General features: G+C 62.3%; 15 protein-coding genes. 7 read left to right on the top strand and 8 right to left on the bottom strand.

Annotation, left to right across the window (positions count from 1 at the left end; genetic code table 11):
• Positions 1 to 10: 10 nt before the first annotated feature.
• The 4 genes from AMK02_RS12535 (at position 11) to AMK02_RS12520 (ending at position 4,413) form a co-directional block, all read left to right on the top strand.
• Complete coding sequence (locus AMK02_RS12535) at positions 11 to 1,297, top strand: beta-ketoacyl-ACP synthase (RefSeq protein WP_064803188.1); 1,287 nt, start codon at positions 11 to 13, stop codon at positions 1,295 to 1,297.
• 151 nt (positions 1,298 to 1,448) lie between these two features.
• On the top strand, positions 1,449 to 2,477 hold the full coding sequence (locus AMK02_RS12530; RefSeq protein WP_064803187.1) for a zinc-binding dehydrogenase: 1,029 nt from the start codon (positions 1,449 to 1,451) through the stop codon (positions 2,475 to 2,477).
• A gap of 6 nt (positions 2,478 to 2,483) precedes the next feature.
• The gene (locus AMK02_RS12525; RefSeq protein WP_064803185.1) at positions 2,484 to 3,416 is read left to right on the top strand and encodes a lipid A biosynthesis lauroyl acyltransferase; all 933 of its coding nucleotides are present in this window, start codon (positions 2,484 to 2,486) and stop codon (positions 3,414 to 3,416) included.
• A 304-nt stretch (positions 3,417 to 3,720) separates the two neighbouring features.
• Positions 3,721 to 4,413, top strand: coding sequence for a PAS domain-containing protein (locus tag AMK02_RS12520; protein WP_189636966.1), 693 nt, complete (start codon positions 3,721 to 3,723; stop codon positions 4,411 to 4,413).
• A gap of 6 nt (positions 4,414 to 4,419) precedes the next feature.
• Here the strand turns inward: AMK02_RS12520 and AMK02_RS12515 are convergent, their stop codons facing one another.
• From AMK02_RS12515 to AMK02_RS12505, 3 genes are all read right to left on the bottom strand, one after another.
• The gene (locus tag AMK02_RS12515; protein ID WP_004669769.1) at positions 4,420 to 4,779 is read right to left on the bottom strand and encodes a VOC family protein; all 360 of its coding nucleotides are present in this window, start codon (positions 4,777 to 4,779) and stop codon (positions 4,420 to 4,422) included.
• Positions 4,780 to 5,178 (bottom strand): polyketide cyclase, encoded by a 399-nt coding sequence (locus AMK02_RS12510; RefSeq protein WP_004669768.1) that lies wholly within the window; start codon positions 5,176 to 5,178, stop codon positions 4,780 to 4,782.
• 69 nt (positions 5,179 to 5,247) lie between these two features.
• Positions 5,248 to 6,039: a helix-turn-helix domain-containing protein gene (locus AMK02_RS12505; RefSeq protein ID WP_064803181.1), complete on the bottom strand. Its 792-nt coding sequence runs from the start codon at positions 6,037 to 6,039 to the stop codon at positions 5,248 to 5,250.
• A gap of 209 nt (positions 6,040 to 6,248) precedes the next feature.
• Between AMK02_RS12505 and gndA the strand changes: the two genes are divergently transcribed.
• Positions 6,249 to 7,700, top strand: coding sequence for an NADP-dependent phosphogluconate dehydrogenase (gene gndA, locus AMK02_RS12500; protein ID WP_189636965.1), 1,452 nt, complete (start codon positions 6,249 to 6,251; stop codon positions 7,698 to 7,700).
• A 58-nt stretch (positions 7,701 to 7,758) separates the two neighbouring features.
• Here the strand turns inward: gndA and AMK02_RS12495 are convergent, their stop codons facing one another.
• Positions 7,759 to 9,138, bottom strand: a complete 1,380-nt coding sequence (locus AMK02_RS12495) for an FAD-binding oxidoreductase (protein ID WP_064803176.1) — start codon at positions 9,136 to 9,138, stop codon at positions 7,759 to 7,761.
• A gap of 160 nt (positions 9,139 to 9,298) precedes the next feature.
• Here AMK02_RS12495 and AMK02_RS12490 point away from each other — a divergent pair, with 160 nt between their 5' ends.
• Positions 9,299 to 9,916, top strand: a complete 618-nt coding sequence (locus AMK02_RS12490; protein ID WP_064803174.1) for a class I SAM-dependent methyltransferase — start codon at positions 9,299 to 9,301, stop codon at positions 9,914 to 9,916.
• An 18-nt stretch (positions 9,917 to 9,934) separates the two neighbouring features.
• On the opposite strand, the gene AMK02_RS12485 is transcribed toward AMK02_RS12490, so the two are convergent.
• The 4 genes from AMK02_RS12485 to AMK02_RS12470 form a co-directional block, all read right to left on the bottom strand.
• A complete protein-coding gene (locus AMK02_RS12485) occupies positions 9,935 to 10,474 on the bottom strand; it encodes an AAA family ATPase (RefSeq protein WP_064803172.1) in 540 nt (179 codons plus the stop codon).
• Between the two features lie 3 nt (positions 10,475 to 10,477).
• On the bottom strand, positions 10,478 to 11,554 hold the full coding sequence (locus tag AMK02_RS12480) for a D-alanine--D-alanine ligase family protein (protein WP_064803170.1): 1,077 nt from the start codon (positions 11,552 to 11,554) through the stop codon (positions 10,478 to 10,480).
• Positions 11,555 to 11,586: 32 nt separating this feature from the next.
• Positions 11,587 to 12,201: a C39 family peptidase gene (locus AMK02_RS12475; RefSeq protein WP_064803168.1), complete on the bottom strand. Its 615-nt coding sequence runs from the start codon at positions 12,199 to 12,201 to the stop codon at positions 11,587 to 11,589.
• Between the two features lie 359 nt (positions 12,202 to 12,560).
• On the bottom strand, positions 12,561 to 13,604 hold the full coding sequence (locus tag AMK02_RS12470; RefSeq protein WP_020921520.1) for a LacI family transcriptional regulator: 1,044 nt from the start codon (positions 13,602 to 13,604) through the stop codon (positions 12,561 to 12,563).
• Between the two features lie 455 nt (positions 13,605 to 14,059).
• Here AMK02_RS12470 and AMK02_RS12465 point away from each other — a divergent pair, with 455 nt between their 5' ends.
• On the top strand, positions 14,060 to 15,292 hold the full coding sequence (locus tag AMK02_RS12465; RefSeq protein WP_064803166.1) for an ABC transporter substrate-binding protein: 1,233 nt from the start codon (positions 14,060 to 14,062) through the stop codon (positions 15,290 to 15,292).
• Positions 15,293 to 15,414 lie beyond the last annotated feature (122 nt).

Here is a 15,414-nt window from a genome sequence, read left to right as displayed (position 1 = left end):
GGAGACAGATATGACGGATTCTGCTTACAAGGATCATCTCGGCCGGCCGATCGTCGCAGTGACCGGCATGGGTATCATCACCTCGCTCGGCCAGGGCCTGAAGGACAATTGGGCAGCCCTTTCCTCCGGCACCTCGGGCATCCACGCAATCAACCGTTTTCCCACAGAAGGCCTGTCCACACGGATCGCCGGCACCGTCGATTTTATCGACATTCCGGTGCCGAACGCCGTCGAGCGCTCCTATGCCTTCGCGCGCGAGACGACCATCGAGGCATTGGCCGACGCCGGTCTCTCAGGCGATTTCAACGGCCCGCTGTTCCTTGCCGCGCCGCCGATCGAGCCCGAATGGAGCGCCCGTTTCGAACTTGCCGACCGTTCGCCGGCGGCCGACCATCCGGGTGACGCCTACGAGCGCTTCTTGACGGCGCTGCGCCAACGGCCGGACCCGGCGTTCCACGAAGCGGCCCTGTTCGGCGCGATTTCCGAGCGCCTCGCAGACCGGTTCGGCACGCGCGGCCTTCCCGTGACCTTGTCGACGGCCTGCGCCTCCGGCGTCACTGCGATCCAGCTCGGCATCGAAGCGATCCGCCAGGGTCGCACCGACCGCGCGCTGACCGTCGCGACGGACGGATCGCTGAGCGCCGAAGCGCTGATCCGCTTCTCGCTGCTGTCTGCCCTTTCGACGCAGAACGATCCGCCGACCAAGGCCTCCAAGCCGTTCAGCAAGGACCGCGACGGCTTCGTCATCGCGGAGGGTGCCGCGACGCTGGTGCTGGAATCGTTGGAATCGGCGGTTGCCCGCGGGGCCAAGGTGCTCGGCATCATGAAGGGCGCTGGCGACAAGGCCGACAGCTTCCACCGCACCCGGTCGTCGCCCGACGGCGGTCCGGCCATCGCGACGATCCGCGCGGCGCTTGCTGATGCTGGCATCGACGAGAGCGGCATCGGCTATATCAACGCGCATGGCACCTCGACTCCTGAAAACGACAAGATGGAATATGGCTCGATGTCCGCCGTCTTCGGCGAGAAGCTTGTCGGCATTCCGGTGTCGTCCAACAAGTCGATGATCGGCCATACGCTGACGGCTGCAGGCGCGGTCGAGGCGGTGTTCTCGCTGCAGACGATGCTGAGGGGTACGCTGCCGCCGACGATCAACTACAATAATCCGGATCCGTCCATCGTGCTCGATGTCGTGCCGAACAAGAAGCGGGAGGCCCAGGTTTCGGCCGTGCTTTCCAACTCCTTCGGCTTCGGCGGGCAGAATGCCAGCCTTGTCATGGCGCTCGAACCGGCTTAGAGACCCTCCTTGATTTTGGGACGAAGTGGTTTTTGACGTCATCCTCGGGCTTGTCCCGAGGATCTACTTGCGTCACTCAATGACCGCTGGCAGATGCTCGGGACAAGCCCGAGCATGACGACGATCCACGTAGAAGAAAGAACTATATATTATGCGAGCGCTGCAACTGATCGATGACCGCAAGCTTGAGATCACCGACCTGCCGGAACCGGACGCGCCTGCCGCCGGCGAGGTGACGCTGCGCGTCAAGGCCGTGGCGCTCAACCATATCGACGTCTGGGGCTGGCGCGGCATGGCGTTTGCCAAGCGCAAGATGCCGCTCGTCATCGGCGCGGAAGCCTCCGGCGTCGTCGAGGCGATCGGGCCCGGTGTCGCCAGCGTGCTGCCGGGTCAGCTGGTCTCGATCTATGGCGCGCGTACCTGCGGGCTCTGCCGCCCCTGCCACGAAGGCCGCGATAATCTCTGCGAACACGTTTCCGGCGTGCACGGCTTCCATCTCGACGGCTTCGCGCAGGAGAAGGTCAATCTGCCGGCGCGCCTGCTCGTTCCGGCTCCTCCCGGAGTCGATGCGATCGGCGCAGCACTCGCGCCCGTTACCTTCGGCACGGTCGAACACATGCTGTTCGACAATGCCAAGCTCGAACCCGGCGAAACGATCCTCGTCCATGCCGGCGGCTCCGGCATCGGCACGGCGGCGATCCAGCTTGCCAAGAAGATCGGCTGCACCGTCATCACCACCGTCGGCTCCGACGACAAGATCGAGAAGGCCAAGGCGCTCGGCGCCGATCACGTCATCAACTACCGCACCGACCGCTTTGAGGGCGTGGTGCGCAAGCTCACCAAGAAGAAGGGCGTCGACGTCGTTTTCGAACATGTCGGGAAGGATACCTGGGCGGGTTCGATGCTCTGCATGAAGCGGGGCGGACGTCTCGTCACCTGCGGCTCGACCTCGGGCGTTTCCACCGAGATGAACCTGATGATGCTGTTCCAGCAGCAATTGAAGCTGCTCGGCTCCTTCGGCTGCCGCATGGAAAACATGGCCGACGCCATGCAGAAAATGGGCCGCGGGCTCGTGCATCCCGTCATCGATACCGAAGTCGGCTTCGACGATATCGACCGGGCGCTGGAGCGGATGGAATCGCGCCAGATCTTCGGCAAGATCATTCTGAAGATGGACTGACCTCACGTGAAGCTGTTCATTACCCGGGTCGTTCTGGCGCTCAGTAATTTCCAGCAATGGCTGGTGGCGCAGGCGATGTTCGGCTTCCTGAACCTGCTGAAGCTGTTTCCGGCCGATGGCGCGATCCGCTTTGCCGACAGGGTGATGCGCCGCCTCGGCCGGCGGACCCGCCGCCACAAGCTGATGCTCACCAATCTGCGCAACGCCTTTCCCGAGAAGAGCGAGGCCGAGATCGAGAAGATCGCGCTCGCCAGCTGGGGCAATATGGGAAGGCTTGCGGCTGAATATGTCTTCCTCGACCAGCTGTTCGACTATGATCCCGAAAAATCGGAACCGGGCAGGGTGGAGGTCTCGGGCATTCCGATCTTCCTCGACCTGCGCGACAATCCACGCCCCTTCATCGTGTTCACCGGCCATACCGCCAATTTCGAGCTGCTGCCGGTGGCGGGTGCTGCCTTCGGGCTGACGGTGACCGTGCTCTTCCGGCCGCCGAATAACCCTTACGTCGCCAAGAAGGTGTTCGACTTCCGCAGCGCCCGCATGGGCAAGCTGGTGCCGTCGCATGCCGGTTCCTCCTTCGCGCTCGCGCGTCAGCTCGAAGCGGGCCAGGGGGTGGGGGTACTCGTCGACCAGAAATTCGGCAAAGGGCTGAAGGGCACCTTCTTCGGGCGCGAGGTAAAGACCAATCCGCTGCTGCCGAAGCTGGTGCGCCAGTTCGATTGCGAGGTCTATCCGGCGCGCTGCATTCGCCTGCCGGGAAACCGCTACCGCCTGGAAATCGAGCCGCGGCTGGAGATGCCGCGCGACGAAAGAGGCAATCTCGACCTGCCGGCAGCGGCCCAGCTGCTCAACGACAAGGTCGAGAGCTGGGTACGGGAATATCCGGAACAGTGGCTCTGGTATCACGACCGCTGGCAGATCAAGAAGACGCTCGCTTAGAGCCTTTCCTGGTTAGATTGAAGCATTCTGTTGGCTCAAACGGAGTCGGATGGTCGCCAATCGCCTCTGCCCTGACGAAAACCTGCTCCGGCAGAATGCTTCAATCTAACTAGGAAAGGCTCTAAGAAGGTCCACCCCCCATTTATCAGCGGTGAAAAGCGGCAGGTGCTCTCGAATTGAAACCGAGTACACTTCATGTTACCCGTCACCACCAGGGCGTGAGTAAAATCTACCGCAAGGCGCATTTTCGTGCATGCAGCCTTATCGGTTATTGGGCGCTTGGACAATGGGAGTGGGAGGCGTCTTGCAGGAGCTTTTTCGAGCCTTTTCTTTGCGTTGCGCGCAAATAGAGGAAGCCATACGCCTCGGCGACGATCAGCGCGTCATGTCGCTCGACCGGCATGTCGAGCCGCTGGTCGAGGCGATCCTGGCATGCCGGGCAGCGAATCTGCTGGAAGTGTACATGCAACTGCAGTTCGTCAGCCATCTCATCGCCCGGGATGCCGACGACAGCGCCAGCGTCCGAGAACACACGACGGTGCTTTCCTACCTGCTCGACTGCTATTTCGGCACGCATGGGCCGGACTGGCGGGTGCCTTCGCCGCAGGATGTGCGAATCGAGCCGCCCGCAGCCTATGTGCCCGACACCGACAACGGCCAGTTTCTCAATGCGGCGATCCTCGAAAGCCTGCCCGATCGGGTAGCGGTGCTGACGAGGGACTATCGCTATCTCTATTCCAATGCGGCCAACAGCGCCCATCTCGACAGGAGGCCGATTGAGCTCGTCGGCCGCCACGTTTCCGAATTCATCGGCGAAGAACGCTTTGCGGGATGCGCCAGGCATAAACTGGATGCCTGCTTTGCCGGCGAGCAGATCGACTACACCTATGAGCGGGCGACCGGCGCTGGATCATCGCGGCAGGTGCGCTGTCGCATGTCGCCGCTGCGCGATGCCGGCGGCACGGTGATCGGTGCTCTGATCGTGATGGATCGGTGATCGAACTTATGCAGTCGCCCAGACGGCGAGCTCGTAACCGTCTCGATCGAGGAAATGGAAGCGGCGGCCGCCGGGAAAATCGGTGATCGGCCGGCAGATCGTGCCGCCGGCCCTTTCGACCGACGTTAGCACCTCCTCCAGATCATTGGCGTAGACGACAACAAGCGGCCCTCCTGGCCGCACAGGTCCGAAATCGGTAAAGCCGCCCTTCAAACGGCCATCGTCGAATTCGCAGTAGTTCGGCCCGTAATCGGTGAAACGCCAGCCGAAGGCCGAGCCATAAAAGGCCTTGGCGGCAGCGATGTCGGCGACGTTGAACTCGACATAATCGATGCGGCGGTCGTGGTTTTCTGACTTATCGGCCATCTATCTCTCCATCAGGGCTTTCAGCATGGCGAGGTCCTTCTCGACATGGGCGGCATCGGCGGAAAACTGCGCGTCGGTCATGCCGGGCAGGCGCAGCAGCGTAAACATGATCTCGCAACCATCGCCGTTCGGCACGATGCGCAATGCATTATAGACCCGAAGACCGGATTCGATCGTCACCGTATGGTCGATCACGCCGAATTCATTGGCGGGCACGAAGCTGACTTTGATGGTGCCGAGAGGGCCATGGGCGATCCAATCGGCGCCATTGGGCTCGAGACCGGTCGCAAGGCCGGAGGCCCAGAGCGGCATGTTCTCCGGCTTGCCGGCGAAGTCGTAGACGTCGCGCCAGTCACGCTCGATCGATCGGTGGATGATTCTTGCGGGCATAGTCGACATGGCTTGCAGGTCCTTGATCTTGGTCGAGCGAGAATAACAGCCCGATCCGCAGCGTCTTGAACAAAACGGTCAGTCCGGCATTCCCCGTGCGTTGAGTTGATCGAGAATGACGCCAGGCGTCAGGCATGAAAGTTCGCCGACCTCGCGCGTCATGTGGGCTTGATCGGCAAAGCCCGCTTCCAGCGCAAGATGGGCCAGCGGCATCGCGTGCGATCTGCGACAGAGGTCGAGGAAACGCTGGAATCGGCGGATGCGTTCCAGCGTCTTGGCGCCGTAGCCGAAATGCTGGTGGCAGCGGCGGCGCAGCTGTCTTTCGCTGATGTCGAGCCGGTGGCGCAGCCTGGATGCCGGGCAGCCGCTGTCGGCGGCGGCAAAGATCACCGCGGCGTCCGCGGCGGGCTCCTCCTCCTCGCGCGCGGCCTCTTCGAGCAGTCGGGCGAACAACGTCATCGCGTCCGCAGCGGCGGGACAATCTTGCAGCCGCGCCTCAAAATCGGCCGTGTCCTTCCAGCCGATATCGCTAAGCCGCACCGAGCAGCCGACCAGCGCCGAGAGCGGCGTTTTCAGCCAGGGTGCGGCGGCGCCCGGTGCAAACCGCGCACCAATGACGGTCGTGCCCGGCCGGATGAGGGGAAAGGCCGCCGTCCTGTCAGGCCCGGCAACGACCAGCCGACCGCCGATCCAAAGCAGATCGCAGTAGCCGTCCGGGACGATCGCCACCGTTGCCGGCGGTCCATCGTGAAGCGAATGCGACCAGAGCCGGCTGAAATGGCGCCGCAGCGCCGGCGGCGGCGCATATTCGCGATAGCGGCCGGCGCGGGCCGCCAGGAGAATTCCACAGTTTCGTTTTTCCGTTGCCACGCGACATCTCCCGAACGGCCTATGATACCATGAGATAGGACATTACAGATGCGCCAAGGGCAGGTCACACCACATCGCTGCCTGCCGATCAGATGGCAGCTTGTCGGACAAGCCGGCATTGGAAGCTTCATTTCATTGGCTTTTGCGAACCGATTAGACCCTTGGCAGACTTGCCGTTTGAGCAAGACAGTGCCACAACACCGGTCCAAATGACACATCGGAGGTTTGTCGTGGAAAAGGCAGAAATCGGACTGATCGGCCTTGCGGTCATGGGCTCCAACCTGGCGCTCAACATCGCGGAGAAAGGCAATAAAATCGCGGTCTTCAACCGCACGCCTGAGAAAACCGATGAATTCTACGAAAGCGCCGGCGATCTGAAGAAGCAGATCATTCCCTGCAAGACCATCGAAGAGTTCGTCGATGCGATCCGGCCGCCGCGTCCGATCATCATCATGATCAAGGCCGGTGAGGCCGTCGACCAGCAGATGGAGGCGCTGCGCCCGCATCTCTCCAAGGGCGACATCATGATCGATGCCGGCAACGCCAATTTCCGCGACACCGTCGCCCGCTTCGACCGCCTCAAAAACACCGATCTCACCTTCATCGGCATGGGTGTTTCCGGCGGCGAAGAGGGTGCGCGCCACGGACCGTCGATCATGGTCGGCGGCACCGAAGAATCCTGGAAGCGCGTCGAGAAGGTACTGACCTCGATTGCCGCCCGCTACAATGACGAGCCCTGCGTCGCCTGGCTCGGCAATGACGGCGCCGGCCATTTCGTCAAGACTATCCATAACGGTATCGAATATGCCGACATGCAGATGATCGGGGAAATCTACGGCATCCTGCGCGACGGCCTCGGGAAGAGCGCCTCCGACATCTCCGGCATCTTCGGCGAGTGGAACAAGGGCCGGCTGAACTCCTACCTGATCGAGATCTCCGAAAAGGTGCTTGCGGCGACCGATCCGGTTTCCGGCGGCCCGATGGTCGACATGATCCTCGACAAGGCAGGCCAGAAGGGCACCGGCAAATGGTCGGCCATCGAAGCGCAGAACATGGGCATTCCGGCAACGGCGATCGAAGCCGCGGTCGCCGCCCGCAGCCTTTCCTCGATGAAATCGCAGCGCGAAGCCGCCGAAAAGATTTTCGGCACGCAGGCCGTATCCTTCCCGATCGCCTACGGTCCCGAACTCAACAAGGATCTGGAACTGGCGCTGTTTGCCGCCAAGATCGGCGCCTATGCGCAAGGCTTCGCCGTGATGGCGGAAGCTTCCAAGGAGTTCAACTGGTCGCTGCCGATGCCTGTTATCGCGAAGATCTGGCGCGCCGGCTGCATCATCCGCTCGCAGTTCCTCGACGAGATCACCAAGGCTTTCACCGATGCGCCCGATGCGGCGAACCTCATCGTCACGCCGGCCTTCTCGTCCATGGTCAGGGAATCGATCCCGGCGCTTCGCCGCGTCGTGATCGCCGCTCTCGCCGCCGGTCTGCCGGTGCCGGCGCTGACCTCGGCGCTCACCTATTTCGACGCCTACCGCCAGGGCAGGGGAACGGCCAACCTCATCCAGGCCCAGCGCGACTTCTTCGGCGCCCACGGCTTCGACCGCCTCGATGGCAAGGATTTCCACCACGGCCCCTGGGGCAGCGGTGCCGCGACCTTCTGAGATTTGCCAAAATGATTGAGGAAAAGCCCGGCCGTCGCGCCGGGCTTTTCAATGATGGCTACGCTGTCGGTTTGATGTTCTGGTTCAGACAGAACATATTCATCGGGTCGTATTTGTTTTTGAGTTCAACAAGCCGCTGATAATTTGGCCCGTAGGCTGCCTTGATCCGCTCCTGGCCTTCTTCGCCGAGATTGTTGACATAGACGGCGCCCGTCGAGTGCGGCGTGATCGCCGCCCAGGCCTCGCGAACCCAGCTGATGTTCTCCTGGTCCTTGGCAGGGTCGTCCCATATGGCAATTGGAAAGCAGTCGAATTCGGCGTTCCTGCACGCATAGGCCGCCTCTGACACCGGGATGCGAGAGATCGCACCGCCGACCTGCTGGAAAACGAGCAGTGCGTTCTCATTCGGCGCCCTCCGGTAGACATCCAACAAAACGTCGATCGCATCCTCGGTCAATTCGCGCATGAACTGCGCTTTCCAGGAATAACGGCGCCCTGTCCTGAAAACGGCGTCTCCGGCTGACTGTACCTGCAGGTACGGGACTCTAGCGAGGCGCACGTCCGCCGCAGTGCCTTCGGCATAGTCGAGCAGCGGCGCCAGTATCTGCTCCGCTTTGCCGGACGGGCCGGAATAAAAAATCGCGATGCTGAACAGACGTTCGCCTGCCGATGTAACGAAAGCTGCATCGAGGCTGAGCTGATCCGGCGCCGCTGTCGCGAAGCTATCATAGAATCTCAGCGCTTCGCGCGCACGGGGTTCCGGAAAAGTAACCGCCCCGGCAAGGACCTCTGTCCCAATCTCGTGAAGCCGATACTCGAATCTGGTGACGACGCCGAAATTGCCGCCGCCGCCCCGCAGTCCCCAGAAAAGATCGGGATTTTCGCTCGCGCTCGCCTGCAGGACACGGCCGTCCGCGGTGACGATTTCCGCCGACAACAGATTGTCGCAGGCCAACCCGTAACGACGACCGAGCTTGCCGAAGCCGCCTCCAAGGGTCAGCCCGGCAATACCGGTATCGCCATTGACGCCCATGGTTGTCGCCAAACCGAAGGCCTGCGTCGCGCTGTCGAATTCCGCCAGCGTCAGGCCTGCTTCCACGGCAGCGACGCGCCTGGTGTCGTCAACCAGCCTGCTCTTCATTCGAGACAGGTCGATGACCAGTCCGCCTTCGCACACAGAATTGCCGGCAACATTGTGCCCGCCGCTGCGCACCGACAGCGGCACATTATTTTCTCGCGCGAGGGATATGGCTGCAACAACGTCATCGACCCCGGTGCAATAGGCGATTGCAGCAGGGCGCTTGTCGACGAGGCCGTTCCATACGCGCCGGGCTTGTTCGAAGCCGGGAACGCCCGGCAGCACAAGCTCTCCACGAAGCAGGCGACCAAGGCCGGCCAAATTTTGAGGTAGACCGCTGGTGGTTGCAACGGGCGTCATGGCATCGACCGCATTTCATTGCTCCCCTGTCGACCGGCTACAGCCTCTCATGAAGTCACCAGCCTCGCAACTCGAAGAAAACAGTTGATTGCCGGGGACGTCTCAATCCTTACATGTTGATCGGTCAGGATGGGGTTCAGCGAGCGATGAGGATGTCGAAATGGCTGATGCAAAGCGGGAGCATTGGGACGAGGTCTACCGCACGAAAGCCGCAGACTGCGTCAGCTGGTATCAGCCGACACCGGAGCCCTCGCTGCGCGCGCTTGACGAACTGCAGCTGCCGGTCAAGGCCTCGTTGATCGATGTCGGCGGCGGCGCCTCGAGTCTTGTCGATCGTCTCGTCGAGCGCGGGTGGTCCGATCTGACCGTTCTCGATATCGCCGCATCGGGACTCGATGTCGCGAAGGCGCGGTTGCGGGATGAGGCCATCAAGGTTGTCTGGGTGGTGGCCGATGTCACCGAATGGAGACCGGATCGCCAATACGACGTATGGCACGACCGCGCCGTTTTTCACTTCCTCACCGAGGCGGAACAGCGGCTTGCCTACCACCAAGCGCTCGAAGCCGGCACAGTGCCGGGCAGCGCGGTGATCATCGCGACCTTCGCGCCGGACGGGCCGGAACGATGCAGCGGCTTGCCGGTCCGGCGTTATGACGCGGCAGCGCTGGCGGCGGAGTTCTCGCCCGCCTTCATACTGGAGCGCGACTGGCGCGAGGAGCATGCGACGCCCGGCGGCGGCCGGCAGTCTTTCCAATGGTGTGTTCTTCACAGGCGCTGAGATGCGGGCGAGAAGCAGCTAATTCGCTTCCCGAGACAGGCGGTCGAGCACGAAATCGGCCCGATCGGCGACCGGCCTCTTCGGCAGTATGATGACCTCGTAGCCGAGCGTCGGATAGATCGCGGCCAGCCGGTCATATTCGGCGACAGCCTCGTCGAAGCCATGGCGCCGCTCGGGATCGCTCACGTAGATCTCCGCCCATGGCGGCGTGAGAAAAACGCGTCTGTCGTAAGGGTAGGCGGCGCTCAACCTTTCCAGGATCGGTTCTCCGGTCAGGTGCTGAAGCGCTGCCGCGGCGTCGATCAACCCACGATCGAAGAACGTCCAGCCCGGCTGCCGTGCGACGGCCGCGTGGTCGGCAATCGCCATTTCGATCGCACGACGGGCGAAGGCCGCCATGTCGACCCAAGGCAAGGCAGCGCCATCGCCATCGAGCTCCTGCTTGACGATCCGCCGGCCGGGCTCTTCGACGATCCTGTGACCGCGGCGGCCAAGCTCCGCAAGCAGCGTCGATTTTCCGCCGCCGGAACATCCGGAAATCAGAATCGACCTGTTCATGATCTAGCCTGCCCTGCGGGCGCGCGCCATGCCGTGGCCCACCAGACGGTCGATGATCTCGGCATAGCTTACGCCGCTTGCCGCCATCGCCTTGGAATACATACTGATATCGGTAAAGCCGGGAATGGTGTTGAGCTCGTTGATGACGAAGCGCATGTCCGATGTCAGGAAGAAATCGACGCGCGCCATGCCGTCGCAGCCGACGGCTCGGAAAGCCCTTGCGGCCATGTCGCGCATGGCGGCCTCGATCTCCGCCGGCAGGTCGGCCGGCACTTTCAAGGCAGCGCCGTTCTCATCGATATATTTAGCGTTGTAATTGTAGAAGCCGTGGCTTTCGGCCGGCACGATCTCGCCCGGGCGGGAGACGAAGAGCTTGCCGTCGGTATCCTCCAGCACGCTGAATTCGATCTCGCGTCCGGCGACGAATTCCTCGGCAAGCAGGATGCGGTCATGGCGGAAGGCCTGCTCGAGCGCTGCGGCGAATTCCTGGCTGGCATGGACCTTGGCGACGCCGACCGACGATCCCTGCCGTGCCGGCTTAATAAAGAGTGGCAGGCCGAGTTCGCCTTCGAGCGCGGAGAGTGAAGGGGCAGCACCCTCGTGGATCGTCACGGCGCGGGCGACCGGCAGGCCCGCCGCCCGCAGCAGGCGCTTGGCGATATCCTTGTCGAGGGCCGTGGCCGAACCGAGGATGCCGCAGCCGGCGAGCGGCACGCGCGCCACTTCAGCTGCGCCCTGCACCGATCCGTCCTCACCATGCGGGCCGTGCAGCACAGGAAACAGGATGTCGATCCTTGGCAATTCATGTGGCGCGCCGTGGGCTGACATCGCCAGCATGCGCCCGCGGCCGCCCGGCACGAGGCAGATTTCCGTGCCTGACGAGGGTGTCGCCAGCCGGCCGTCCTCGAAGCTGCTCAGCAGCCATTGTCCCTCGCGGGTGACGAAGACGGGAAGGGCGTCATATTTCTCGGGCTCCAGGGCAGCCATGACGTTGGTCGCCGAGAGGATGGAAACTTCGTGCTCAGCCGAACGGCCGCCGAAGAGCACGGCAATGCGCAGCCTGTTGGGGGAAGGGGTCATGAAAGCCTCCGAAGCGATAGGATGCGGAAAGATCAGGCTTCGACCGATATGCCGCGATTGGCAAAGAAACGATCGAAGACGGCAAGCGGCAGCGTGACATCCGCTTGGCTTGCCGCGTCATGGCCGGACGGATTGTGGAAGCGGATCGTCTCCTGCGAAGCTGATGTCACCAGCACGAGATGTCCGCCCTTTGCCGGCGGCTCGCGCTCCGGCCAGCGGATGGCCGAATGCACCGAGGCGATGAAGAAGCAGCGTTTCGACAGAAGTTCCGGGATGGCCGACGTCTCGACGTTGGTCATCGTCTCGGCGCCGAGCCCGAAACGCTCGCTCACAAAGCGGACGAAGGGAGCGTAGATCAGCCCCTTGATCGAAGCGTCGATCTCGTTGATGACATAACCGCCATATCTAGTGCAGGCGCGGGCAAGCTCGAGAGTCGGATGGATTTCGCCGCGCGCGGCGAGAATCATCTTCAAGCAGGCCATGCCGCAGACATTCACCGCCCAGCGCGCATATTCCTCAATGGTCGCGGCTCCCGATTGGCGCCAGAGCGGATCGCTGAGCAGCGCCTGCGACCCCTCAGCAAGCACCGGCAGCGTCATGCCGGGCGTTTCCCATTGGCTGAAATAAGGCACGCTGCTCTGCTGCATCCTGTCGACATCCCCGCGGTTCGTTTCGTGAGATGGCGGCCAATCTTGGCTTTTTTCAAGCCGATGCCCACTTGCGAATCCGACGGTAGGGCGCGTTTTTCTTCGACGCAACTTAAAATAATGAGAGCCTCATCCTGATGCGCCCCGTAGGGGTCTCGAAGGACGGGGCGGGTGCTCGGCATGGCGGGAAATTGATGGAAGGAGGAGCGCTGCGGCGTGCCCTTCGAGGCTCCGCCCTGCGGGCTGCGCGTCTCCAGGATGAGGGATGTTGGAGAATGCCGCGCTCACGGGGCGTTATATCGTATATGTTTTCGATGTTGGCATTGTTTCGCTAGTTGTCATCCCGCTCCGCCATCACCCTACCTGTCACCCTCCGGCCAGATCGGCTGACTGATGCTCTGCAGCAGTTCCGGTTCGACGCCGTCGATGCGGGCGATGACGGCTTTGGCCATTTCGCGGCCGGCTTGGCGCACATCCTCCTGGGCGGTGATGATCTCGGGACGGATCCAGTTCAGGATCGGCACCGACTGCTTGGACACCATGTCGAGATCGCGCCCCAGCGCCTTGCCGGCGGCCTCGATGCCGGCATTGACGGCGATCGCCGCACTGCCGGCCGAACAGACGATGCCGTCCGGGGCGTTCGCCGAGCGCATCATCACCTCGACGACGTCGCGGATATCGGCAAGCGGCGCGTCGGTGTTGATGCGCAGGGGAACTTCCTCGGCGCCGTAATCGTGGAGGCCGGTCTGAAAGCCGATCCGAATATGGGCGTAATAGGTGAGCTTGCTCGGCGGCTGCAGCAGGGCGATGCGCCGCCGACCTCGTTTGACGAGGCGTTCCACCGCCTGATGGGCGAAGGCCTCGTTGTCGAAATCGTGGAAGGGGTGGACGAGACCTGCATCGGTGCGCCCGTGCGTTGCAAAGGGCATGCCGCGTTCCGACAGGAGCCGCACGCGCGGGTCGTCCGGCTCGATACGCGAGATGATGACGCCGTCGGCCGAGCCAGTCTCGAGGATATAGCGCACCGGCAGCATCGGGTCCTTGCTGTGGGAATGCGGTGTCACGACGATATGATAAGGAGTGCCGGACAGAACTTCCGATATGCCGAAGACCATCTGGCTCGAGAAGCCCATGATCTCTTCATCGATGCTGAGGACGAGGGCGATGACGTTGGTCTTGCCGGTGCGCAGGCGTACGCCCGCCCGGTTCGGCTGGTAACCGAGCTGGCGGGCGACCATGCGCACCCGCTCCTTGGTTTCGGCACCGATATCCGGCGCGTCCTTCAGCGCACGCGATACCGTCGTCACACCGAGGCCGGTCATGAAGGCGATCGTCTTCAATGTCGGGCGCTCGCGCGTCACCGCCGTCGATGTCGCCTGTCCGAAATTTCCCTTGTTTTCCATCCCTGTAGGCCGCCTTGCGCGAATTGGTCTCGCTTATAGAGGCTTTTTTCAGGCGCCCGTAAGCCCGCCGCCTGCCAAAATCGCACCTCCCTGAGGAGTTCAATCTGTAACGATACAGTAGAAAAGTCGAGTGGTTTTTCTTGTGTGCGCCGCAATATCATTCGCATAGGTTGAATTGGTGATTCTTGCAGAATTTTTCTGCAGCTGCGAAAAAGGTAGTGCGGGGCTCGAAACTGAAACTTGAAAATTATCACCAAATTTCATTGTGATGGCCAGACGCAGCGCCTGCGGAAAAGTGTGTCAGGCTGCCGATTCAGCGGGTGTGTGGAGGTCTTCCGAAACAGTCAGAAGTGGTAATCAGGATCTTTAAAGAAAAATTTACGGGCGGGCAGTTGCGTGGGGAAATCGATTGATCTAAGTTTTTCCGGCAACGTTTCAGTGAGGGAGGAGAACTCATGAAAATTCGTATGATGGCGGCCATGCTTGCCGCTTCTGCCGCGCTTCCGATCAGCGCCGGCGCCACCGATCTCGAAGTCACCCATTGGTGGACGTCTGGCGGCGAATCCGCTGCTGTCGCCGAGTTGGCAAAGGCATTCGACGCCACCGGCAACCACTGGGTCGACGGCGCTATCGCCGGTTCCGGCGGTACGGCGCGCCCGATCATGATCAGCCGCATCACCGGCGGCGACCCGATGGGCGCCACCCAGTTCAACCACGGCCGCCAGGCTGAGGAACTGGTTCAGGCTGGCCTGATGCGCGACCTGACCGATGTCGCGACCGCGGAGCATTGGAAGGACATTATTCGTCCGTCGAGCCTGCTCGATTCCTGCACGATCGACGGCAAGATCTACTGCGCTCCGGTGAACATCCATTCCTGGCAGTGGCTGTGGCTTTCGAACGCTGCCTTCAAGAAGGCCGGCGTCGAAGTTCCGAAGAACTGGGACGAATTCGTCGCTGCCGCTCCGGCTCTCGAAAAGGCCGGTATCATTCCGCTCGCTGTCGGCGGTCAGCCATGGCAGGCGACAGGCGCCTTCGACGTGCTGATGGTCGCGGTCGCCGGCAAGGACGTCTTCAACAAGGTGTTCAAGGACAAGGATGCAGAGGTCGCCGCCGGACCCGAGATCGCCAAGGTCTTCAAGGCTGCCGACGACGCCCGCCGCATGTCCAAGGGCAGTAACGTCCAGGATTGGAACCAGGCGACAAACCTCGTCATCACGGGCAAGGCCGGCGGCCAGATCATGGGTGACTGGGCGCAGGGCGAATTCGCGCTCGCCGGTCAGAAGGCCGGCACCGACTACACCTGCCTGCCGGGTCTCGGCGTCAACGAAATCATCTCGACGGGCGGTGACGCCTTCTATTTCCCGCTGCTGAAGGATGAGGAAAAGTCCAAGGCGCAGGCCGTGCTCGCCAAAACCCTGCTGGATCCCAAGACCCAGGTTGCCTTCAACCTGAAGAAGGGCTCGCTGCCGGTTCGCGGCGACGTCGATCTTGCCGCCGCCAACGACTGCATGAAGAAGGGCCTCGACATCCTGGCCAAAGGCAATGTGATCGAAGGCACTGACCAGCTGCTTTCGGCCGACAGCCAGAAGCAGAAGGAAGACCTCTTCTCCGAATTCTTCGCCAACCCGTCGATGACGCCGGAAGACGCTCAAAAGCGTTTCGCCGGCATCATCGCTTCGGCCGACTGATCGGCAGGTTCGCTGCCCTTGCGATCCGGCTCCCCGGAGCCGGATCCTCCCGCATAGTTTCGACGGTCTTGCCGGCCCTTCCGGCGGACCCCGCGGGCAGGGGTGAGAGACGGCCGTCACCG

The organism is Rhizobium sp. N731, assembly GCF_001664145.1.
Classification (GTDB): Bacteria; Pseudomonadota; Alphaproteobacteria; order Rhizobiales; family Rhizobiaceae; genus Rhizobium; species Rhizobium esperanzae.
Note: the sequence above shows the minus strand (reverse complement) of the source record. Positions and strands in the feature narration are given on the sequence as shown.